Annotated in this window: 23 protein-coding genes and 1 pseudogene; 14 read left to right on the forward strand and 10 right to left on the reverse strand. The window is 66.8% G+C overall.

Going from position 1 to position 20,891, the window contains the following annotated elements; translation table 11 throughout:
* The 3 genes from ACLBYA_RS29250 to ACLBYA_RS29260 all read left to right on the forward strand — a co-directional run.
* Positions 1-721, forward strand: a 721-nt coding sequence (locus tag ACLBYA_RS29250; RefSeq protein WP_447712984.1) for an AMP-binding enzyme, incomplete at its 5' end; no start/stop codon positions are given.
* A gap of 46 nt (positions 722-767) precedes the next feature.
* On the forward strand, positions 768-1,979 hold the full coding sequence (locus tag ACLBYA_RS29255) for an acetyl-CoA C-acetyltransferase (protein ID WP_447712985.1): 1,212 nt from the start codon (positions 768-770) through the stop codon (positions 1,977-1,979).
* Positions 1,980-1,983: 4 nt separating this feature from the next.
* A complete protein-coding gene (locus tag ACLBYA_RS29260; RefSeq protein ID WP_447712986.1) occupies positions 1,984-4,113 on the forward strand; it encodes a 3-hydroxyacyl-CoA dehydrogenase NAD-binding domain-containing protein in 2,130 nt (709 codons plus the stop codon).
* Between the two features lie 16 nt (positions 4,114-4,129).
* On the opposite strand, the gene rfbC is transcribed toward ACLBYA_RS29260, so the two are convergent.
* The 5 genes from rfbC to ACLBYA_RS29285 all read right to left on the reverse strand — a co-directional run bounded on the left by rfbC (position 4,130) and on the right by ACLBYA_RS29285 (position 9,803).
* Positions 4,130-4,732 (reverse strand): dTDP-4-dehydrorhamnose 3,5-epimerase, encoded by a 603-nt coding sequence (gene rfbC, locus ACLBYA_RS29265; RefSeq protein ID WP_447712987.1) that lies wholly within the window; start codon positions 4,730-4,732, stop codon positions 4,130-4,132.
* A gap of 84 nt (positions 4,733-4,816) precedes the next feature.
* Positions 4,817-5,665: an LLM class F420-dependent oxidoreductase gene (locus tag ACLBYA_RS29270; protein ID WP_447712988.1), complete on the reverse strand. Its 849-nt coding sequence runs from the start codon at positions 5,663-5,665 to the stop codon at positions 4,817-4,819.
* Between the two features lie 33 nt (positions 5,666-5,698).
* Complete coding sequence (locus ACLBYA_RS29275) at positions 5,699-6,544, reverse strand: LLM class F420-dependent oxidoreductase (protein ID WP_447712989.1); 846 nt, start codon at positions 6,542-6,544, stop codon at positions 5,699-5,701.
* A gap of 58 nt (positions 6,545-6,602) precedes the next feature.
* Positions 6,603-8,096: an ATP-binding protein gene (locus ACLBYA_RS29280; protein ID WP_447712990.1), complete on the reverse strand. Its 1,494-nt coding sequence runs from the start codon at positions 8,094-8,096 to the stop codon at positions 6,603-6,605.
* Between the two features lie 3 nt (positions 8,097-8,099).
* Complete coding sequence (locus ACLBYA_RS29285; protein ID WP_447712991.1) at positions 8,100-9,803, reverse strand: FAD-dependent oxidoreductase; 1,704 nt, start codon at positions 9,801-9,803, stop codon at positions 8,100-8,102.
* Positions 9,804-9,937: 134 nt separating this feature from the next.
* Here ACLBYA_RS29285 and ACLBYA_RS29290 point away from each other — a divergent pair.
* The 9 genes and pseudogenes from ACLBYA_RS29290 (at position 9,938) to truA (ending at position 15,160) form a co-directional block, all read left to right on the forward strand.
* A pseudogene (locus ACLBYA_RS29290) lies at positions 9,938-10,286 on the forward strand (SRPBCC family protein).
* Positions 10,287-10,563: 277 nt separating this feature from the next.
* Positions 10,564-10,785: a translation initiation factor IF-1 gene (gene infA, locus ACLBYA_RS29295; RefSeq protein WP_003418601.1), complete on the forward strand. Its 222-nt coding sequence runs from the start codon at positions 10,564-10,566 to the stop codon at positions 10,783-10,785.
* Positions 10,786-10,828: 43 nt separating this feature from the next.
* Positions 10,829-10,942, forward strand: coding sequence for a 50S ribosomal protein L36 (gene rpmJ / locus ACLBYA_RS29300; protein WP_079925868.1), 114 nt, complete (start codon positions 10,829-10,831; stop codon positions 10,940-10,942).
* A 152-nt stretch (positions 10,943-11,094) separates the two neighbouring features.
* Positions 11,095-11,469 carry a 30S ribosomal protein S13 gene (rpsM, locus tag ACLBYA_RS29305; protein WP_447712992.1) on the forward strand — a complete coding sequence of 125 codons (375 nt, stop codon included), beginning with the start codon at positions 11,095-11,097 and terminating at the stop codon, positions 11,467-11,469.
* A gap of 6 nt (positions 11,470-11,475) precedes the next feature.
* Positions 11,476-11,892, forward strand: coding sequence for a 30S ribosomal protein S11 (gene rpsK, locus ACLBYA_RS29310; protein WP_019512358.1), 417 nt, complete (start codon positions 11,476-11,478; stop codon positions 11,890-11,892).
* Between the two features lie 14 nt (positions 11,893-11,906).
* Positions 11,907-12,512, forward strand: a complete 606-nt coding sequence (gene rpsD / locus ACLBYA_RS29315; protein ID WP_447712993.1) for a 30S ribosomal protein S4 — start codon at positions 11,907-11,909, stop codon at positions 12,510-12,512.
* A gap of 72 nt (positions 12,513-12,584) precedes the next feature.
* Entirely contained in the window at positions 12,585-13,637 is a 1,053-nt protein-coding gene (locus ACLBYA_RS29320) for a DNA-directed RNA polymerase subunit alpha (RefSeq protein ID WP_447712994.1), read from the forward strand.
* 94 nt (positions 13,638-13,731) lie between these two features.
* A complete protein-coding gene (gene rplQ / locus ACLBYA_RS29325; RefSeq protein ID WP_447712995.1) occupies positions 13,732-14,283 on the forward strand; it encodes a 50S ribosomal protein L17 in 552 nt (183 codons plus the stop codon).
* Positions 14,284-14,290: 7 nt separating this feature from the next.
* Positions 14,291-15,160, forward strand: coding sequence for a tRNA pseudouridine(38-40) synthase TruA (gene truA, locus ACLBYA_RS29330; protein WP_447712996.1), 870 nt, complete (start codon positions 14,291-14,293; stop codon positions 15,158-15,160).
* Position 15,161: 1 nt separating this feature from the next.
* Here the strand turns inward: truA and ACLBYA_RS29335 are convergent, their stop codons facing one another.
* From ACLBYA_RS29335 to ACLBYA_RS29355, 5 genes are read right to left on the reverse strand one after another with little or no spacing between them, the layout of a single operon-like run.
* Positions 15,162-15,824 (reverse strand): cutinase family protein, encoded by a 663-nt coding sequence (locus ACLBYA_RS29335; protein WP_447712997.1) that lies wholly within the window; start codon positions 15,822-15,824, stop codon positions 15,162-15,164.
* A 60-nt stretch (positions 15,825-15,884) separates the two neighbouring features.
* Positions 15,885-16,595 carry a cutinase family protein gene (locus ACLBYA_RS29340; protein ID WP_447712998.1) on the reverse strand — a complete coding sequence of 237 codons (711 nt, stop codon included), beginning with the start codon at positions 16,593-16,595 and terminating at the stop codon, positions 15,885-15,887.
* A 26-nt stretch (positions 16,596-16,621) separates the two neighbouring features.
* Positions 16,622-17,263 carry a cutinase family protein gene (locus tag ACLBYA_RS29345; RefSeq protein WP_447713048.1) on the reverse strand — a complete coding sequence of 214 codons (642 nt, stop codon included), beginning with the start codon at positions 17,261-17,263 and terminating at the stop codon, positions 16,622-16,624.
* A 44-nt stretch (positions 17,264-17,307) separates the two neighbouring features.
* Entirely contained in the window at positions 17,308-17,979 is a 672-nt protein-coding gene (locus tag ACLBYA_RS29350) for a cutinase family protein (RefSeq protein ID WP_447712999.1), read from the reverse strand.
* A 23-nt stretch (positions 17,980-18,002) separates the two neighbouring features.
* Positions 18,003-19,004 (reverse strand): EamA family transporter, encoded by a 1,002-nt coding sequence (locus tag ACLBYA_RS29355; RefSeq protein ID WP_447713000.1) that lies wholly within the window; start codon positions 19,002-19,004, stop codon positions 18,003-18,005.
* 73 nt (positions 19,005-19,077) lie between these two features.
* On the opposite strand from ACLBYA_RS29355, the gene ACLBYA_RS29360 reads away from it, so the two are divergent.
* On the forward strand, positions 19,078-19,632 hold the full coding sequence (locus ACLBYA_RS29360) for a CGNR zinc finger domain-containing protein (protein ID WP_447713001.1): 555 nt from the start codon (positions 19,078-19,080) through the stop codon (positions 19,630-19,632).
* Between the two features lie 11 nt (positions 19,633-19,643).
* Entirely contained in the window at positions 19,644-20,891 is a 1,248-nt protein-coding gene (locus tag ACLBYA_RS29365) for a saccharopine dehydrogenase family protein (RefSeq protein WP_447713002.1), read from the forward strand.

Here is a 20,891-nt window from a genome sequence, read left to right on the forward strand (position 1 = left end):
GCAGACCGAAACCGGTGCGGTGATGATCTCCCCGCTGCCCGGGGTGACCGACTGCAAACCCGGCTCGGCGATGACCGCGCTGCCCGGCATCTCGGCCAAGATCGTCGATGATGACGGTAACGACCTCGCACCCGCCCGCGACGGCGCCGAACCCGTCACCGGATATCTGGTGCTGGACAAGCCGTGGCCGTCGATGCTGCGCGGCATCTGGGGTGACGACGAACGTTTCAAGGAGACCTACTGGTCCCGGTTCGCCGAACAGGGCTGGTACTTCGCCGGTGACGGCGCCCGCTACGGCAGCGACGGCGAAATCTGGGTTCTCGGACGCATCGACGACGTCATGAACGTCTCCGGGCACCGCATCTCCACCGCCGAAGTCGAATCCGCGCTCGTCGGACACGCCGGGGTCGCCGAGGCCGCCGTCGTCGGCGCCACCGATGAGCAGACCGGCCAGGGCATCTGCGCGTTCGTCATCCTCAAGAGCCACGCCGCCCAGATCAGCCACGAACAGATGGTCGACGAACTACGCGCCGAGGTCTCCAAGGAGATCTCACCGATCGCCAAACCCCGGGAGATCCACGTCGTTCCCGAACTCCCCAAAACCCGCAGCGGCAAGATCATGCGCCGACTGCTTCGCGATGTCGCCGAAGGCCGCGAACTCGGCGACACCTCAACCCTGGTCGACGCACAAGTCTTCGAAGCCATCCGCGCCAACAAGTAACAGCCGGCGCGATCCCACCCTCAGCAGCACAGGACAAGGAGCAGACATGTCCGACGAAGCCTTCATCTACGAGGCGATCCGCACCCCGCGCGGTAAGCAGCGCGGTGGTGCCCTCACCGCGATCAGGCCGGTTGACCTGGTGGTCGGCCTGGTGGATGAAATCCGGGTCCGTTTCCCGGATCTCGACGAGAACCTGATCTCCGACGTCATCCTCGGTGTGGTCACACCGATTCACGAACAGGGCGGCGATATCGCCCGGACGGTGGCGATCGCCGCAGGCCTGCCGGACACCACCGGAGGTGTGCAGCTGAACCGGTTCTGCGGGTCCGGTCTGGAAGCGGTGAACATGGCCGCGCAAAAGGTCCGCTCGGGCTGGGACGACCTGGTGCTCGCCGGTGGTGTGGAATCGATGAGCCGCATCACGATGCTGTCCGACGGTGGCGCGATGTTCAACGACGTCGCGTTCACCTATGACAATCGGATCGCCCCGCAGGGCATCGGTGCCGACCTGATTGCCACCATGGAGGGCTTCACCCGCGAGGACGTCGACGCCTATGCGCTGCGTTCACAGCAGCGCGCGGCGGCCGCCTGGTCCGGCGGCTACTTCGCCAAGTCGGTTGTGCCGGTGAAGGATCAGAACGGACTGGTGGTGCTCGACAACGACGAGCACATGCGCCCCGGCTCCACGATGGAGAGCCTGGGCAAGCTCAAGGCCGCATTTGCCGACATGGGTGCGATGGGCGGCTTCGACGACGTGGCACTGCAGCGCTACCACTGGGTCGAGAAGATCAACCACGTGCACACCGGCGGCAACAGCTCGGGCATCGTCGACGGCGCCGCGCTCGTGCTCATCGGCTCCGAAAATGCGGGGAAGGCTCAGAATCTGACGCCACGGGCCCGCATCGTGGCCACCGCCACCAGCGGCGCCGATGCCACGATCATGCTCACCGGTCCGACCCCGGCCACCCAGAAGGTGCTCGACCGGGCCGGGCTGACCGTCGATGACATCGACCTGTTCGAGCTGAACGAGGCGTTCGCCTCGGTGGTGCTGAAGTTCCAGAAGGACCTGAACATCCCTGACGAGTTGCTCAACGTCAACGGTGGCGCCATCGCGATGGGCCACCCGCTGGGCGCCACCGGCGCCATGATCACCGGAACCATGGTCGACGAGCTCGAGCGTCGCGGCGCCAAGCGTGCGCTGATCACGCTGTGCATCGGCGGCGGCATGGGCGTGGCCACCATCATCGAGAGGGTTTAAGACCATGGCAGAGAACACGATTGCGTGGGACCAGGATGCCGACGGCATCGTCACCCTGACCTTGGACGACCCGACCGGTTCGACCAACGTCCTCAACCGCGCATGCCAGGACTCGCTGCATAGCGCCGTGGAACGGATCGTCGCCGAGAAGGATTCGATCACCGGTGTGGTGATCACCAGCGCGAAGAAGAGCTTCCTCGCCGGTGGCGATCTCAAGTGGATGATGGGGCTGGGTCCGCAGGACACCGCCGAGGCGTTCACGACCGTGCACGGTGTCAAGGCCGATCTGCGCACGCTGGAGACTCTGGGCAAGCCCATCGTCGCCGCCATCAACGGCGCGGCGCTCGGTGGAGGTCTGGAGATCGCGCTGGCCACCCATCACCGCATCGCGTTCGACGGTCGCGGTGTGGTGATCGGCCTGCCCGAGGTCACCCTGGGCCTGCTGCCCGGTGGCGGCGGCGTGGCCCGCACCGTGCGGATGTTCGGTGTCCAGAAGGCGTACACCGAAATCCTCGCCCAGGGCACGCGGTTCGCCCCGGCGAAGGCGCTGGAGGTCGGGCTGCTAGACGAGCTCGTCGGCAGCGTCGAGGAACTGATCCCGGCCGCCAAGGCGTGGATCAAGGCCAACCCTGAAGGTGGCGTGCAACCGTGGGATGTCAAGGGCCACAAGATCCCCGGCACCTCCGCACTGGCTGCGGTGCTGCCGTCGTTGGGATCGAGCCTGCGCAAGCAGCTCAAGGGCGCACCGAATCCGGCGCTGCGGGCCATCCTGGCTGCCGCGGTCGAGGGGGCGCAGGTCGACTTCGACAACGCCTCGCTCATCGAGAGCCGCTACTTCACCGAATTGGCCACCGGGCAGGTGGCCAAGAACATGATCCAGGCGTTCTTCCTGGACCTGCAGGCCATCAACGGTGGCGCCTCGCGCCCCGAAGGCATCACGCCGGTGCCGATCACCAAGATCGGCGTGCTGGGTGCGGGCATGATGGGCGCCGGCATCGCCTACGTGTCGGCCAAGGCCGGCTATGACGTGGTGCTCAAGGATGTCTCGATCGAGGCAGCCCAGAAGGGTAAGGCCTACTCCGAGGGTCTGGAGGCCAAGGCGCTCAAGCGGGGCAAGACCACCGAAGAACGATCTGCTGCCTTGCTCTCCAAGATCACCCCGACCGCCGATCCGGCCGACCTGGCCGGTGTGGACTTCGTCATCGAGGCCGTCTTCGAGAGCCAGGAACTCAAGCACAAGGTGTTCGGCGAGATCGAGGACATCGTCGAGCCCAACGCCATCCTCGGCTCGAACACCTCCACGCTGCCGATCACCGGTCTGGCCTCCTGCGTGAAGCGCCAGGAAGACTTCGTCGGTATCCACTTCTTCAGCCCCGTGGACAAGATGCCGCTGGTGGAGATCATCAAGGGTGAGAAGACCTCTGATGAGGCGCTGGCCCGGGTGTTCGACTACACGCTGGCCATCAAGAAGACCCCGATCGTCGTCAACGACAGCCGCGGCTTCTTCACCTCCCGCGTCATCATGACCTTCCTGAAGGAAGCCATGACTATGCTCACCGAAGGCGCGGCGCCGGCCAGCATCGAGCATGCCGGATCGCAGGCGGGCTACCCGGCTCCACCGCTGCAGTTGGCCGATGAACTCAATCTGGAGCTGATCCACAAGATCGCCGCGGAGACGCGCGCCGCGGTGGGGGACGGCTACGTTGCCCACCCGGGTGAGGCCGTGGTGGCGAAGATGATCGAGATCGGCCGGCCGTCGCGGCTGGCCGGTGCCGGCTTCCACGAATACGCCGACGGCAAGCGCATCGGCCTGTGGGGCGGTTTGGTGGCCACATTCACCACGACCAGCGGCAGTGGAATTCCCTTGCAGGACATGATCGACCGAATGCTGTTCGCCGAGGCGATCGAAACCCAGAAATGTCTCGACGAGGGTGTGCTGACCTCGACCGCCGATGCCAACATCGGGTCCATCATGGGCATCGGATACCCCGGCTACACGGGTGGCTCGGCCCAGTTCATCGTCGGCTACCAGGGTCCCCTGGGCGTCGGTAAGGCCGCCTTCGTGGCCCGCGCCAAGGAACTGGCCGCGAAGTACGGCGAGCGGTTCACCCCGCCCGCCTCGCTACAGGACTGACGACCCGCGGCCGGGGTCAGCCCAAGCCCGAGCGCAACCGCGTCACGAACTCCTGGGTCTCCGCCCAGGACGGCAGCAGTCCATCGGCCAGTGCCTGCGCCAGCGTCGGCGCCCCCGCATCGCGTTCGGACAGGATCAGCCGGTGCTCCAGTGGCCAGTCGATACCGAGCGAGGTCGCCAGGATGGTGTGCTCATGCTCGGGGACGTAGCCCGCCGAGCACAGGTACATCACCGTCGAATCGTCTTCCAGGGCAAGGAAAGCATGCCCCAGGCCCTCGGACAGATAGACCGAACGGCGTTGCCGGTCGTCGAGCAGCACACCGTCCCAGCGCCCGAAGGTCGGCGAGCCCACCCGGATGTCGACCACCACGTCGTACACCGCACCACGCACGCAGATCACGTACTTGGCTTGGCTCGGCGGCAGTTCGGCGAAGTGCACACCGCGCAGCACCCCCGCCGCCGAGATGGAACAGTTTGCCTGGGTGATGTCGAACCGGTGGCCGGTCATCTCGGTGAAGGACCTGTCGGTGAACCACTCGAAGAACGTTCCGCGCGCGTCGTTGTGCACGGCGGGGGTGATCTCCCAGGCGCCGGGCACGCTCAGTTCCCGGGCGCTCATTGCGCGCACCGAGTTCCCGCGCCGACGCTGACCAACCACCGCATGGCGTCAGCGTAGACGCGGGACGTGCGCCGCTCGCCGAAATCAGTTGAGCCCGAGGGGACCCGCCAACTCGGTCAGCGTGGGCACCAGTTTGTCCCAGCCGCCGAGCACCTGGATGGCGACGTGATCGGCACCGGCCTCCAGATGCTGGTTGAGCCGGGCCGCCACGGCATCGGCGGTCCCGTGCGCGACGACCGCGTCGATCAATCGGTCGCTACCGGGCTTGGCGATATCGTCCTCGGTGAAGCCCAGCCGGCGCCAATTGTTCAGGTAATTACTGAGATTCAGGTAGAAGTCCACCGATCCGCGGCCGATCTCGCGGGCCTCGTCGACATCGGTGCTCAGCACCACCTTGTGCTCGGGCGCGAGGAACACGGTCTTCCCGATCAGATTGTGGGCCTGTCCGGTGTGCTGTGGGGTGGTCAGGTACGGATGTGCCCCCGCACTGCGCGCCGCCGCAAGCTTGAGCACCTTGGGGCCCAGGGCGGCGATGACGCGACGGCTGGTGGGCACGTGCGCGGCATCGAGGGCGTCGAGGTATTCGACCAGCACGTCGTAGGGCTTGCGGTACTCCTCGGTGTGCTCCGGGTGGCCGATGCCGATGCCCAGCAGGAACCGGCCGGGGTAGGCCTTCTCCACCCGGTGATACGCCTCGGCGACCTCGGCGGCATCGGCGGTCCAGACGTTGACGATGCCGGTGGCGATCTGCAGGTTCTCGGTGGCCTCCAACAGCGGCTCGACGTAGTTCAGGTCGCCCTTCGGTGACCCGCCGATCCACACCGCGCCGTACCCGAGCCGCTCGATCTCGGTGACCTGATCCGGCTTCGGGACCCCGAAGGTCCATACCCCGTAGCGGCCCAGATCCGGCTTGAGGTTCACGGCGTCTGTCATGGCGTCATCATCCTTCGTCTCGGTGCAGCGGTCTCAGCGCAGGCGCAGCGGCCCGGCCAACTCGGTGAGTGCGGGCAGCAGTTTGTCTGTACCCGTCAGCACCTGAACCGGAACATGGTCGGCTCCGGCGGCGATGTGCTCGGCGAGCCGGGCCGCGATCGCCTCGGTGCTGCCGTAGGCCACGACGGCGTCGACCAGCGCATCACTGCCCGGTTTGGCGACATCGGCGTCGGTGAAACCGAGCCGGCGCCAGTTGTTCAGGTAGTTCGCCAGGTTGAGGTAGACCTCCAGGGCCTTGCGGCCGACCGCCCTCGCTTGGTCGGCGTCGGTCGTCAGGACCACCTTGTGTTCAGGCGCCAGCAAGGCATCCGGCCCGATCAGCTCACGCGCCTGCGCGGTGTGTTCCGGGGTGGTCAGGTAGGGGTGCGCGCCGGCGCTGCGGCGGGCCGACAACTTCAGTACCTGCGGGCCGAGGGCGGCGACCACGACGCGGTCCTTGGGTACACCGTGCTCGCCGAGCGCGTCGAGATACTCGGTGAGCGCGTCGTAGGGCTTCTTGTACTCGGTATGCGCCTCGGGGTGCCCGACGCCGATCCCGAGCAGGAAGCGGCCGGGGAAGGCCTTCTCGATCCGGTGGAACGATTCGGCGACGGGACCGGCCGCCGCGGTCCAGATGTTGACGATGCCCGTCGCGAGCGCCAACGTGTCGGTGGCCGCCAGGATCGGGTCGATCCATTCGAGCGCGGCCGGCGGGGATCCCCCGGCCCAGATGGCGCCATAGCCGAGCGCCTCGATGTCCTTGAGCTGTTGGCCGTCGAGCTGCTGCCACTGCGAGTAATGCCCGAAGACGCCGTACGGTCCGAGATCTGGTTTGGTCATAGTCCGGTCAACCTCAGGCCAAACCCTGCGCATTCCGATCGCCGCATGGCGATTCGAATTATTCGGTGCCTGCGGCCGACAACTCACCCGGCGTCGGGATGATCGGTGCCGGCGCCACCAGCGGCAGGCACACCGCGAACCGGGTGTCACCGGGTTTGGACTGCACCGAGATGTTGCCGCCGTGCTTTTCCACCACGATCCGCCAGGCCAGGTCCAGACCGAGGCCGGTGCCCTCACCGAACGGTTTGGTGGTGAAGAACGGTGTGAAGATCCGGTCGATGACGTCCTCGGGAATGCCCGGTCCGTCATCACAGATCTCGACGCGGATCATCTCCTCGTTGTCCCGGCTGGTACGGATGGTCAGTGTGCCGGACCCGCCCATCGCCTGGATCGCGTTGTCGATGATGTTCGTCCACACCTGATTGAGATCGCCGGGATAGCACTGCAATTCGGGCAGTGTCTTGTCCAGGTCCTTGCAGATGGTGACCGGCCGCCCCTTACCCGGGCCGCCGATCTTGTCACCGAACATCATGATGGTGCTGCGCAGCAGCTCGTGGACGTCGGCGCTGCCGTAGCTGCCGCGGTCCATCTGCGAATACTGTTTGGCCCCGGCCAGCAGCGCCGAGATGCGCTTGCTGGCCTCGGCGATCTCGTTCATCCGCAGCTCGTTGTCGATCGTGTACTTGAGCCAGCCGATGGCGCCCTGCAACGAGGCGGTGGAGTCGAGATCGTCGACCAGTGCGGACACCCGTTCCAGCCAGTCGGTGTCCAGACCCGCCTCGACGAACGTCGGGGCGTAGTCCCAGGCGCCGACGATGCCGTGGTCCTCCAGCCAGTCGCCGAGTTCGTCCTCGCGGTCGGAGGCCTCCAGCGCGGTCAGCTCCAGGTCCTTGTTCTTGGCGACCTGCTCGGCGACCTGATCCTGGATGTTGACCAGGGCCCGCAGCGCCTCCGGGGTGAACTTGGCCTCGGCCACCATCGCGAGCTTGTGCCGCATGTGCCCGACGCTCTCGCGCAGGTCGGCGACGGCCCGTGCGGTGGCGGCGGCGGGGTTGTTGAGCTGGTGGGTCAGACCGGCGGTGATGGTGCCCAGGGCCAGCAGCTTCTCGCGCTGGCCGATGATCTGGCTCTGCCGGCGGCCGCCGACCATGTGGCCCTCCAGCAGGTGCACCGCCATCGGGAACTGATCGCGCATGAACTCGGCGAAGGCCCGGGCTTCGAGGACGAACACCCGCGACGGTTCCACCAGCCGCACCGACGCCTGATAGAGCTGTTCCTCACCGGGGATGTAGGCCGACCACGCGCCGAAGTAGACACCGCGCTGTGAGGTGCGGTTGGTCTGGATGTCGACCCCACCGGAGCGTTTCGACATGATCAGCTCGCCGTCGATCATGACGTAGAAACAGGTCGCCGGCTCACCCTCCTGCACGATGGGCCCGGCCGGGAAGTTCTCGATGGTGCCCGCCTCGCAGAGCGTGTCGAGCTGCTCATCGGAGAGGTGCTCGAACAGGAACAGCGTCCGCAGTTCGTCGCGCACACACTCTTCACTCATGTCTCAGGCCTCCGCTAGGTACCGGTGCACGAACATCACTGCCATCGACCCTTCGCCGACGGCCGCGGCAACCCGCTTGGCGGATTCCGAACGCACGTCTCCTGCAACAAACACACCCGGCACACTTGTTTCCAGGTGGTGTGGCGGCCGGTCCAGCGTCCAGCCGACCACGTCGCGCAGATCCGGCCCGGCCAGGATGAACCCGTGGTCGTCACGGGCGACCACGCCGTCGAGCCAGTCGGTGCGCGGCGTCGCCCCGATGAAACAACACAGCCGGTTGGCCGGAACTTCCTCCGTCTGTCCGGACTGTCGGTCGGCCAGCGTGAGCCCGACCAGATGATCGTCCTCGGCCGCGGTGCCCACCACCTCGGTGCAGGTGCGGACGTGGATGTTCTCGGTCGCCTCGATCTGCTGGATCAGGTAGTAGGACATCGATGCCTCCAGCGAGGGCCCGCGCACCAGCATCGTGACGTTCTTGGCCGTCTTCGACATGAACATCGCGGCCTGGCCCGCCGAGTTGGCCCCGCCGACGATGTAGACCTCTTCGCCGGCGCATTCAGCGGCGTCCGACACCGATGCGCCGTAGTAGACACCCCGCCCGATCAGATTGGACTCCTCGGCCGCCGAACAGCCACCGACCGACAGCTCGCGGTAGTCGACGCCGGTGGCCAGGATGACCGCACGGGCGCCGATGGTGCGGGTGCCGTCGTTGTCATCGGAGAATGTGATGGTGCGGGCCGTGCCGACCTCGCCGGCCTGCAGATGCACGGCCTTGCGCGTGGTGATCACCTCGGCGCCGAACCGCTCGGCCTGCCGTCGCGCAGTGGTCGTCAGATCGATCCCGGAGATGCCGTTCTCGAAACCCAGGTAGTTCTCGATCCGTGAGCTGCGCCCGGCCTGCCCGCCGGTCGTCGCACGCTCGATCAGCACGGTGTTCAGTCCCTCGGAGGCGCCGTACACCGCCGCGGCCAGGCCGGCCGGACCGCCGCCGATGACGGCCAGGTCATACATCTCCAGCGACGGATCGGTGGACAGGCCCAGCATGTTGGCCAGGTCGGTGTCCGTCGGCTCGACCATGGGCTTGCCGTCCTCGGTGATCACCACCGGCAGCTGGCGGCCGTCCAGGCCGGCGGCCTCCAACAGCTGACGGCCCTTGGGCTCCTCGGCGGTGAACGCCTTGAACGGGTAGCCGTTGCGGGCCAGGAACTGCCGCACGTCCCAGGACCGCGGATTCCATTGGTGGCCGATCACCTTGGTGTAGGGAATGGCGTGATCGCCGGCGGCATGCCAGGACTCCAGCAGACCGTCGATCACCGGGTAGAGCTTCTCCTCCGGCGGATCCCACGGCTTGAGCAGATAGTGGTCCAGGTCGACGACGTTGATCGCGTCGATGGCCGCGGTGGTGTCGGCGTACGCGGTCAGCAGGACCCGCCTGGCCATCGGATAGAGGTCCATCGCGGCTTCGAGGAACTCGATACCGCTCATCTGCGGCATCCGGTAGTCGGCGACGAACACCGCGACGGTGTCCCCGCGCAGCTTGAGTTCGTGCAGGGTGGTCAGGGCGTCGGGGCCGGATTCGGCGCGCACGATGCGGTACCGCTCGCCGTAATGACGACGCAGGTCACGCGCGACGGCACGGGACACGGCGGGGTCGTCATCAACGGAGAGGATCACTGGTTTGCGGGGTTGGCGCTCGGCGTCAGACATCAATGATGATTATGCGCCGACGGTCCACTACTTATCCCTGTCAGATCGCTGACGGCGTAAGGGCCTACGCTCGCGCTTTGTGACGGCTCTGGAATTTCTCCGACTCGATCCACGTCGACCTTGACCCCGAAGCGATGTACGCGCTGGTGTCCGATATCGGCCTGATGGGGAGTGGAGTCCGGTCTGCAAGGTGTGCTGGTGGGACGATCCCGACGCCGGGGCGGTGGCCGGGGCCTGGTTCACCGGGCGGAACGTGCTTCCCGAACGCACCTGGGAGACCCGCAGCCAGGTGGGTGGCCGCCGAACCCGGCCGCGAATTCGCGGGAGGTCAACGACGGCTGGGTCCGCTGGGATTTCGGCATCGAGGGCTTCCACGGCCGCTTCGGCGACGATGCCGACAATCAGATCGCCGCGCGTTCCGCGCCGGCGCTCTCCGGGATCCCGGTGACACTCGCGGCCATCAAGGCGACCGCCGAGGGATAGCTCACCGCCGAGTGTGAAACGGCTGCGAGTAAACCGCGCGGAGATCGCGACCGATTCACACTCGCGGACGCACCGCTTTCGAGCTGCGCTTTCGGTGATTTTGGGGTACGGCATCCGGCAGGTAGTATGGACCAACGGTGCGACTTGCGCGCCGACTCTTTGCGTGCCTCGTCTAAGAACCTTAGCGATTCGGATCCGGCTCACGTCATGTAGTCGGTGTCCCGGTCGTGCCGGGGCGCAGAGATACGAAAACGAAGGCAAGGATCGCTAAGACAGTATGGCCAAGAAAGACGGTGCCATCGAGGTCGAGGGCCGCGTAGTCGAACCCCTGCCCAATGCGATGTTCCGCATTGAGCTGGAGAACGGACACAAGGTTCTGGCCCACATCAGCGGCAAGATGCGGCAGCACTACATCCGCATCCTGCCCGAGGACCGCGTCGTGGTGGAGCTCTCTCCATACGACCTGTCCCGGGGCCGCATCGTGTACCGGTACAAGTAACCAGCCCACCACCAGACCAGACGAGAGAACAGGATCGCGAAACGTGAAGGTGAACCCGAGCGTCAAGCCGATCTGCGATAAGTGCAGGGTGATCCGCCGGCATCGGCGAGTCATGGTGATCTGCTCCGATCCCCGCCACAAGCAGCGGCAGGGTTAAGAGTCACACGCACCACCCACAACTGAATGCAGACCTCCCAGTACCACTGAGGGCATAGGGCTCTCAACCACGTCCGGCACGGAGGCCGGACCCCGAACAAGACGGGGAACGGACTGGGAACAGACCTCCGCAACGAAAAGGAACACTGCCTGATGGCACGTCTCATGGGCGTTGATCTCCCGCGCGACAAGCGCATGGAGATCGCGCTGACCTACATCTACGGCGTCGGCCGTACCCGCTCCCAGGAGATCCTGGACGCCACCGGCATCAGCCGGGACCAGCGCACCAAGGACCTGACCGATGATCAGGTCGCCACCCTGCGCGAATACATCGAAGCCAATCTCAAGGTCGAGGGTGACCTGCGCCGCGAGGTGCAGGCCGACATCCGTCGCAAGATCGAGATCGGCTGCTACCAGGGTCTGCGCCACCGTCGTGGCCTGCCCGTGCGTGGACAGCGCACCAAGACCAATGCGCGCACCCGCAAGGGCCCCAAGCGCACCATCGCCGGCAAGAAGAAGGCCAGGTAACCCCGGATGGCACAGGCAAAGAAGGGCGGCACCGCCGCCAAAAAGGGTCAGAAGACCCGCCGCAGGGAAAAGAAGAACGTCCCGCACGGCGCCGCTCACATCAAGAGCACGTTCAACAACACGATCGTCTCGATCACCGATCCCCAGGGCAACGTCATCGCCTGGGCCTCGTCGGGTCACGTCGGCTTCAAGGGTTCGCGCAAGTCGACCCCGTTCGCCGCGCAGCTGGCCGCCGAGAACGCTGCCCGCAAGGCGCAGGAGCACGGTGTCAAGAAGGTCGACGTGTTCGTGAAGGGCCCGGGTTCCGGCCGCGAAACCGCGATCCGTTCCCTGCAGGCCGCCGGCCTCGAGGTCGGCGCAATCTCCGATGTCACTCCGCAGCCGCACAATGGCTGCCGTCCGCCCAAGCGGCGCCGGGTCTAGGGAGGATCTAGAAAATGGCTCGTTATACCGGACCCGCAACCCGCAAGTCGCGCCGCCTCGGCGTCGACCTGGTCGGTGGCGATCAGTCGTTCGAGAAGCGCCCCTACCCGCCCGGCCAGCACGGCCGCGCGCGGATCAAGGAGAGCGAATACCGTACCCAGCTGCAGGAGAAGCAGAAGGCTCGCTTCACCTACGGCGTCATGGAGAAGCAGTTCCGCAAGTACTACGAAGAGGCCAACCGGCAGTCGGGTAAGACCGGCGAGAACCTGCTCCAGATCCTGGAGAGCCGGCTGGACAACGTCATCTACCGAGCCGGGCTCGCCCGCACCCGCCGGATGGCACGCCAGCTGGTCAGCCACGGCCACTTCACCGTCAACGGTGTCAAGGTGAACATCCCGAGCTACCGGGTATCGCAGTACGACATCATCGACATCAAGGACAAGTCGCTGAACACCCTGCCGTTCGAGGTCTCCCGGCAGACCGCCGGCGAGCGCCCGATCCCGTCCTGGCTGCAGGTCGTGGGCGAGCGTCAGCGCATCCTGGTCCACCAGCTCCCCGAGCGGGCGCAGATCCAGGTGCCGCTGACCGAACAGCTCATCGTCGAGTTCTACTCGAAGTAATGATTTCGGGCCGACCGGCCTGAAATCACCCAGACGGCATCAAATAGCGGGTGCCGAGAAGGAGATAGAAAAATGCTGATTTCTCAGCGTCCCACCCTGTCCGAGGAGTCGTTGGCCGACAACCGGTCCCGGTTCACCATCGAACCGCTGGAGCCCGGCTTCGGTTACACCCTCGGCAACTCGCTGCGGCGCACGCTGCTGTCGTCCATCCCGGGCGCGGCGGTCACCAGCATCCGCATCGATGGTGTGCTGCACGAGTTCACCACCGTTCCCGGGGTGAAGGAAGACGTCACCGACATCATCCTGAACCTGAAGGGTCTGGTCGTGTCCTCGGAGGAGGACGAGCCGGTCACCATGTACCTGCGCAAGCAGGGCCCGGGTGCGGTCACCGCCGGTGACATCGTGCCGCCGGCCGGTGTGACGGTGCACAACACGGATCTGCACATCGCTGCGCTGAATGACAAGGGCAAGCTCGAGGTCGAGCTCGTCGTCGAGCGGGGCCGCGGTTACGTTCCGGCCGTGCAGAACAAGGCCTCCGGTGCCGAAATCGGCCGTATCCCGGTCGATTCCATCTACAGCCCGGTGCTGAAGGTGACCTACAAGGTCGAGGCCACCCGTGTCGAGCAGCGCACCGACTTCGACAAGCTGATCCTCGATGTCGAGACCAAGAACTCGATCAGCCCGCGCGACGCCTTGGCGTCGGCCGGCGGCACCCTGGTCGAATTGTTCGGTCTGGCAAGGGAACTGAACACCGATTCCGAGCACATCGAGATCGGCCCGTCGCCGGCCGAGGCCGATCACATCGCCAGCTTCGCGCTGCCGATCGACGATCTGGACCTGACCGTGCGGTCGTACAACTGCCTCAAGCGCGAGGGTGTGCACACCGTCGGCGAGCTGGTCTCGCGTACCGAGTCGGATCTGCTCGACATCCGTAACTTCGGGCAGAAGTCCATCGACGAGGTGAAGATCAAACTGCACCAGCTCGGTCTGTCGCTCAAGGACAGCCCGGCCACCTTCGATCCGTCCGAGGTTGCCGGTTACGACGTCGCCACCGGCACCTGGACCGGCGACACCGGCTATGACCTGGACGAGGGCCAGGACTTCGCCGAGACCGAACAGCTCTGACAGGGCATATTCCCACCCAGCTTCGCCCGCCCGAAGAACCAACCGTCCCGGCCCTACCTGATACGGGGGCCGGCCCCACAAGGAGATAGTCGTAATGCCCAAGCCCACCAAGGGTGCTCGCCTCGGCGGGTCGTCCTCGCACCAGAAGGCGCTGCTGGCCAACCTGGCCACCTCGCTGTTCGAGCACGGCCGCATCAAGACCACCGAGCCGAAGGCACGGGCGTTGCGTCCGTACGCCGAGAAGCTGATCACCCACGCCAAGAAGGGTGAACTGCACAATCGCCGTGAGGTGATGAAGAAGATCCGCGACAAGGATGTGGTACACACCCTGTTCGCGGAGATCGCACCCTTCTTCGCCGACCGCAACGGTGGCTACACCCGCATCATCAAGATCGAGAACCGCAAGGGCGACAACGCTCCCATGGCGGTCATCGAACTGGTGCGGGAGAAGACCGTGACCAACGAGGCCGACCGTGCACGTCGTGCGGCCGCCTCGCAGGCCAAGGCCGAACAAGCCACCGAGGCTCCCGCCGAGGAAGCCGTTGCGGAAGAGGCTGTGACCGAGGAGACCACCGAGGCCCCGGCTGAAGAAGCCGCTGCCGAGGAGGCTCCGGCTGAGGAAGCCAAGGCTGACGACACCAAGTAGTCAAGCTGTGAACGAACCCGCCACTTCGACAGGTGGCGGGTTTGTTCGTCTTCGCCTGGACGTAGCCTACGACGGCACCGATTTCGCCGGGTGGGCCACCAATGTCGGGCAACGCACCGTGGCCGGTGTGCTCGAGGAGGCGCTGTCGACGGTGTTCCGCACCCCGGTGGTGCTGCGTGCCGCCGGCCGCACCGACGCCGGTGTGCACGCCTCCGGACAGGTGGCCCACGTCGACGTGCCCGGCGACGCACTGGCCCATGCCTACCCGCGCACCACCCGCCCGGCGGGCGAACCCGAATTCCTGCCGCTGGTTCGGCGGCTGAGTCGCTTTGTGCCCGAGGAGATCCGGGTGCTGGACGTGACACGCGCGCCGGACGGTTTCGACGCCCGGTTCTCGGCGCTGCGCCGGCACTACGAATACCGGCTCGGCACAGCGTCGTACGGGGTGATGCCGCAGCAGGCCCGGTTCGTCACCCCGTGGCTGCGCGCGCTGGATGTCGACGCGATGGCTGCTGCCTCGCGGCATCTGATCGGGCTGCACGATTTCGCCGCCTTCTGCCGGCACCGTGAGGGTGCCACCACCATCCGGGATCTGCAGCGCCTGGACTGGGCACGCAACGGTGATCTGATCACCGCGTACGTCACCGCCGACGCGTTCTGCTGGTCGATGGTGCGCTCTCTGGTCGGTGCGCTGCTGGCCGTCGGGGAGGGTCGCCGTGACCCGGACTGGACGGCCACGCTGCTGGACGCCGCGCGGCGGTCCAGCGATTTCGCGGCCGCCCCGGCACGCGGGCTGACGCTGGTCGGTGTCGACTATCCGCCCGATGCGGAGTTGGCGGCGCGGATCGAGATCACCCGCGACCTGCGCACACTCTGAGTTACAGTCGCGGGGCGACGAAGTCGGCGGCCTGGTTGACCATGCCTGCGCCGATATAGGCCGGCGCGAGGTGATCAGCCCAGTAGTCCTGCCAGTTCTCGGGATCGGTGGGATTGCAGATCGGGTCGTCGCCGTGGCACAACTCGATGGTGCGCTCCTGATAGAGCGGATTGAAATTGGAGATCGGCCCGACCCACGCGATGCCGTTGCCGAACAGGGCCACCGCGGTGACCTTCTGATCCAGCCCCGGCGGCAACGGATTCCGGAAGCCGAACACGCCGAAGGGAACAGCGAGCACCACATCGGTCACCGCCGCGCCCAGCGAGTACCCGCCAAGCACCAGGCGGGTGTCGGGGCAGGTGGCCGCCATGTGCTGCACACGCGCGCTCATATCGTTGGCACCGATGTCGATCTGGGTGTCGGCCGGATACTTCACCGCGTACAGCGAGACGTTCTTGCCGGACTTGGAGCGCAGCGCACTGGCCAGCGCATTGCCGATCTGGCCGGCCCCGGGGGACTCCATCCGCCCACGCGCGAAGATCAACTCGGCATCGGGACAGGCCGCCGTGGCGACCGGCAGCATGGCCGGTGGGGCGAGGGTGGACAGGACAAGCAGCACAGCTGCGACAAGCACCCCACGCGTGCGGATCCGACCCCTCGACATCAAGATCACCGTGCCGATTGTAGCGGCCGGAATTGACGCTCGCGCTGCGAAAGTTTGCCGCTAACGGACCCGGGCGGCCGCGAAATCGGCGGCCTGGTCGATCAACCCGGAACCGATGTAGCCGTCCTGCAGATGATCCCCCCAGACCCGCTGCAGGTCGTTCAGGTCGTTGGGCAGGCTGCCCGAGCAGACCGGGTCCTCGGCATTACACACATCGATGGTGCGCTCAAGGTACTGCGCGGCGATTTGATGGCCAGGAATCGACTTGGAGAAGTTGCCGACCAGCACGACTGCGGCGATATGGGAGTCCATCCCGGGCGGCAGTGGACGGTTGAAGCCCAGGCCCGACTGGTTGGCCGACAGGGCGAGCACCGCCGAGGCCGCGCCCAGCGAGTAGCCGCCGACGATCAGCCTGGTGGCCGGGCAGGCCCCGGCCATGTACTGGATCCGGTTGCTGATGTCATTGGCGCCCGCGGCGATCTCGGTGTTGGCCGGGTAGTTGACGCCGTAGACGCCGACGGGCTGGGGCAGCCGGGCGTTCAGCGTGCCGACGAAGTTGTTGCCGAGCCGTCCGACACCGGGGGCCTCGTTGCGGCCGCGGGCGAAGATCACCTCGACGGGTGCGCACGGTTCGGCCGACGCGACCGACAGCTGTGCCGCGGGGACGATGGTGACCGACGCCATGAATCCACCGACGGCGGCCGCCACCGTGGCCACGGTCGCGAGGAACTTACGCCCACGGCGCTTTGCTGAGAGGGTTCGGCTGGACACCAGCGCAATTGTACTCAGGTTGCTGCTCAGAGCAGGCCGGCCACGAAGGTGGCGGCCTGATCTGCCGGGCCACCGTCATAGGCCCGGTGAGCTGCGACGTCCTCGCCACCGGTGCATACCGGGTCACCCGGATTGCACAGGTCGATCGAGCGCGGAGCCCACACCGGGCTGACCGTCAGCGGCAGACCCACCTTGGCCGACGGATTGCCGAAGACCGCCAGTGCGGCGACGTGCTCGGGGGTGTTGGGCGGAAGCGGGGCGTTGAATCCGATGGCCGGTACCGGCACTGCGGCGATGACGTCGATGACGGCCGCGCCCTGTGAGTAGCCGCCCAGCACCAGGCGGGTGGTGGGGCAGTTGTTGATCATCCATTGGATGTGGGCGCTCGCGTCGTTGGCGCCGTTGGCGGCGGCCAGGAAGTCGTAGCTGGCCGGATAGTTCACGGCGTAGGTGCCCACCGAGCGACCGCCGACCTTGCCGCGCAGTGAGTTCACGAACGCATTGCCGATGCGGCCCAGCCCGGGGTCCTCGTTGGTGCCGCGCGCGAAGACGACCTCGATATCGGGACAACCTTCGGCCTGTGCCGGGGCTGCCGGGGTGATGATCAGACTGCCGGCCGCGGTGATTGCGGCGGCAAGGACCAGGGTGCAACGACGGATCAGCTTGATGCCCACACCAAAGCTTAACGCGAAGTCGAGCTAATCAAATTCCGTCAGACACGCGCCGCGATGAAACCGGCTGCCTGCCCGATCGCCGCGGAGTTCTCGTACCGGGTGTGTGCGAACGGGTTCCGCCCGCGGGAGCAGATCGGGTCACCGTCCTCGCACAGGTCGATACCGCGCCCGCTGAACGGCGGGGGAGCTGTTGATATCGGGTAGCTGAACTTCGCCCCGGCATTGCCGAACGTCGCCATCGCCGCGACATTGCCGGCCAGGTTGCCCGGCAGCGGCGGTGCGGAGCCGATATCGCCGATGCGGTCACCGACCGGCGGCAGACCCACGAGCATGTTCACGATCGCCGCGCCCTGCGAGTAGCCGCCGAGCACCACGCGGGTGTTGGGGCAGTTCTGGGCCAGGTAGGTGATCCGGTTGACGGCGTCGTACGCGCCGTCGGCCGCGCGGAAGAAGTCATAGGTGGCCGGGTAGTTGATCCCGTATGTGCTCAGCGTGCGTCCGCCGAGCTGAGGTCGTAACGCCTGCTCGAGCGCCACGCCCACCCGACCGATGCCGGGGGCCTCGCTGGTACCGCGCGCGAACATCAACTCCACATCCGAGCAGGCGGGCTCGGCCGACGCCAATGGTGCCGGGGCGGCAAGTACGGCAAGTGTGGAGACCAGGGCCGAGCCCAGCGCGGCCGAGCGGGCCGCCATCGTGCGCAACTTCATGAGCACATCTTCACATTTCAAGTTCAGGTATGGGCAATCGGCCGTTCTGCCGGTGGCGGAACATCCGGCCAATTCGCCTGCGCGACCTGATCGGAGCGATCGCCCTGACGGGCCAGCGCCAGACCTGCCAGCACGACGGCGCCGCCGACGGCCTGGGTGACCGACACGGCCTCGCCGAGCACCAGCCAGGCGATGAGCACCGCGAACAGCACCTCGGACAGCCCGACCAAGGAGGCGAACCGGGGCCGCAGGCGGGCGACGCCCATGATGCCCAGCGTGTAGGCGATCGCGGTGGGGATCAGCGCCAGCGCGATGACCGGGATGTACCAGGCCACGGTGAACCCGGCGACAACGGTGTCCGCGGCGGTGAAGCGCAGCGGCATCACACCCGAGACGCCGAGTGCCGCGACGGCCAGGGCGCCGACGACCAGGCCGCCGGCAGCCAGTGTGATGGGGCTCAGCCCGGTGCCGTCCGAGCTGGCCTTCTCCGACATCATGAAGTAGCAGGCCGCGCAGATCGCGGCGGCCAGGCCCCAGGCCACGCCCGTCGAATTGATGTGAGCACCGGCGAACACATCGAGCACCAGCATGATCCCGAGGATCGCCAGTGCGGCGCCGGCCAGGGTCATGACGGCCGGGCGACGCCGGGTGGTGGCCCACAACCAGCCGACGACCAGGATCGGGGCGGTGTACTCCAGCAGCAGGGCCACGCCCACGGACAGATGCGAGACCGCGTTGTAGTAGCAGAGCTGCGCGCCGGCGATCGGGATCAGGCCGTAGGCGATCACGGTGCCGCGATGCGCCAGGGCCTCGCGGATCCAGGCTGGCCGCGCGTAGCCGGCGAAGGCGGCCATCGCCAGTGCACCGCCGGCCAGTCGGGCCGTGACCGCGGCGGTCGGGGTCCAGCCGGCCTCCATCAGGGCCTTGGCCAGCGGACCGGACATCCCGAAGGTGAACGCGGAGGTGATCGCGAACATCAGCCCGAGTCGGAACCTGTTGGTCGCGCGCGCGTCGATCGCCGTCATGAAGCACTCCGGGGTGTAATGAGTAAAATGGATATTGCTCATGACAATAGGCACGACGGGAGTCATGCGTCAAATGATTTTCACTCATGACACGGAGCTCACACTGCGGGCGGCCTGCGTCCTGATCAACAGCGATCGGGTGGACGGTGACGATTTCGCGGAGCTGGCCGGTCTGGACGCCTACCTGGCCGAGTTCGGCTGGACCGGACGTCGCGACCGCGACGGCGCCGAGTTGGCCGCGGTGCATCGGCTGCGGGAACGCCTCGGCCGGCTCTGGGAATGCGCCGACGACGAGGAACGCACCGTCGGGCAGGTCAATGCGCTGCTGGCCGATACCAACGCCTCGCCCTGGCTGACCCGGCACGCCGAGATGCCCGAGTGGCACCTGCACCTGGCCTCCATCCACGACCCGCTGGCCCAGCGGATGGGCGCCGAGATGGCCATGGCGCTGGCCGATCTGGTCCGCGGCGGGGAACTGCGCCGGCTCAAGGTGTGTGCCGCACCGGATTGTGGTGCTGTACTTTTCGATATCTCCCGGAACCGGTCGAAGATCTTCTGCGACACCGGAAACTGCGGCAACCGTCAGCATGTCGCCGCTTACCGGGAACGGCGCGGCCGCGACGGGTAGCGTTGGCCCGCATGCGCGCCCAGCGTGACCTGGACCTCGTCCTTTACGGCGGGACCGGCTTCGTCGGACGGTTCGTCGCCGCTTTTCTCGAGTCCCACGGTGCCGGGCTGCGCATCGCGCTGGCCGGGCGCTCGTCCGCTCGACTGGAAGCGCTGCGCGCCTCGTTGGGGTCGGCGGCGCAGGACTGGCCGCTGATCGCCGCCGACCTGGACTCCGCGGCAGATCTGGCGGTGCTGGCCGCCCGGACGCAGGTCTTGGTGAGCACCGTCGGGCCGTACTCGGCGGTGGGTCTGCCGCTGGTGCAGGCCTGTGCGCGCGCCGGCACCGACTATCTGGATCTGGCCGGCGAGGTGCCTTTCGTCCACGCCAGCATCGACCGCTGCCACCGAATTGCGGCCGACAGTGGGGCGCGGCTGGTGCACTCCTGCGGATTCGATTCCATCCCTTCCGATCTCACCGTCTATGCCCTGCACCGCCGGGCCATCGCCGATGACACCGGGGACCTGGACCGGACCACCTTCGTGCTGCGCGCCTATTCGGGTGGCTGTTCCGGTGGCTCATTGCGCACCATGGTCGATCTGATGCGCAGTGCGCATGACGATCCGCAGCTGCGCAAAATCCTGGACGACCCCTACAGTCTGAGCCCGGACCGCGCCGGCGAACCGGATCTGGGTGCCCAGCCCGATGTCCCGGCGTTCAGCGGCGCGGAGATCGCCCCCGAGCTCACCGGGCTGTGGACCGGTGGTTACCTGATGGCGCTGTACAACACCCGCTGTGTGCGGCGCACCAATGCGCTGCTGGGCTGGGCGTACGGCCGTCAACTGCGCTACACCGAGACGCTGAGCTACGGGTCATCACCGATGGCGCCCATGTTGGCGACGATGAGCGGGCTGACCATCACGGCCGCCTCTCGGCTGGGCGGTGCCTACCTGCGCATGCTCGGCCCGGACGTGGTGGACCGCATGCTGCCGGATTCCGATACCGGCCACGACCAGGGCCCCCAGGGGCGATACCGGGTCGAAACGTACACCACCACCAGTGCCGGGCGCCGTTATGTCGCGACCATGGCGCAGGACGGCGATCCCGGATACACCGCCACCGCAACACTTCTCGGTGTCGCGGCGCTGGCTTTTGTGCGCGACCGGGAACGGCTGACGGATCTCCGCGGTGTGTTGACCCCGGTATCGGCGATGGGAGATCTACTGCTGGACCGGCTGCCGGAACACGGCGTCACGCTCACCACGACGGCCCTGCCCTGA

Source organism: Mycobacterium sp. C31M, assembly GCF_053345865.1.

Coding starts and splice junctions, on each gene's coding strand:
- infA (WP_003418601.1), top strand. CDS start 10,564: ATGGCCAAGAAAGACGGTGCCATCGAGGTCGAGGGCCGCGTAGTCGAA.
- ACLBYA_RS29350 (WP_447712999.1), bottom strand. CDS start 17,979: ATGAAGTTGCGCACGATGGCGGCCCGCTCGGCCGCGCTGGGCTCGGCC.
- ACLBYA_RS29255 (WP_447712985.1), top strand. CDS start 768: ATGTCCGACGAAGCCTTCATCTACGAGGCGATCCGCACCCCGCGCGGT.
- rpsD (WP_447712993.1), top strand. CDS start 11,907: ATGGCTCGTTATACCGGACCCGCAACCCGCAAGTCGCGCCGCCTCGGC.
- ACLBYA_RS29260 (WP_447712986.1), top strand. CDS start 1,984: ATGGCAGAGAACACGATTGCGTGGGACCAGGATGCCGACGGCATCGTC.
- rpsM (WP_447712992.1), top strand. CDS start 11,095: ATGGCACGTCTCATGGGCGTTGATCTCCCGCGCGACAAGCGCATGGAG.
- rfbC (WP_447712987.1), bottom strand. CDS start 4,732: ATGAGCGCCCGGGAACTGAGCGTGCCCGGCGCCTGGGAGATCACCCCC.
- ACLBYA_RS29360 (WP_447713001.1), top strand. CDS start 19,078: ATGATTTTCACTCATGACACGGAGCTCACACTGCGGGCGGCCTGCGTC.
- rpsK (WP_019512358.1), top strand. CDS start 11,476: ATGGCACAGGCAAAGAAGGGCGGCACCGCCGCCAAAAAGGGTCAGAAG.
- rplQ (WP_447712995.1), top strand. CDS start 13,732: ATGCCCAAGCCCACCAAGGGTGCTCGCCTCGGCGGGTCGTCCTCGCAC.
- ACLBYA_RS29270 (WP_447712988.1), bottom strand. CDS start 5,665: ATGACAGACGCCGTGAACCTCAAGCCGGATCTGGGCCGCTACGGGGTA.
- ACLBYA_RS29280 (WP_447712990.1), bottom strand. CDS start 8,096: ATGAGTGAAGAGTGTGTGCGCGACGAACTGCGGACGCTGTTCCTGTTC.
- ACLBYA_RS29335 (WP_447712997.1), bottom strand. CDS start 15,824: ATGTCGAGGGGTCGGATCCGCACGCGTGGGGTGCTTGTCGCAGCTGTG.
- ACLBYA_RS29285 (WP_447712991.1), bottom strand. CDS start 9,803: ATGTCTGACGCCGAGCGCCAACCCCGCAAACCAGTGATCCTCTCCGTT.
- ACLBYA_RS29355 (WP_447713000.1), bottom strand. CDS start 19,004: ATGACGGCGATCGACGCGCGCGCGACCAACAGGTTCCGACTCGGGCTG.
- ACLBYA_RS29275 (WP_447712989.1), bottom strand. CDS start 6,544: ATGACCAAACCAGATCTCGGACCGTACGGCGTCTTCGGGCATTACTCG.
- ACLBYA_RS29365 (WP_447713002.1), top strand. CDS start 19,644: ATGCGCGCCCAGCGTGACCTGGACCTCGTCCTTTACGGCGGGACCGGC.
- ACLBYA_RS29320 (WP_447712994.1), top strand. CDS start 12,585: ATGCTGATTTCTCAGCGTCCCACCCTGTCCGAGGAGTCGTTGGCCGAC.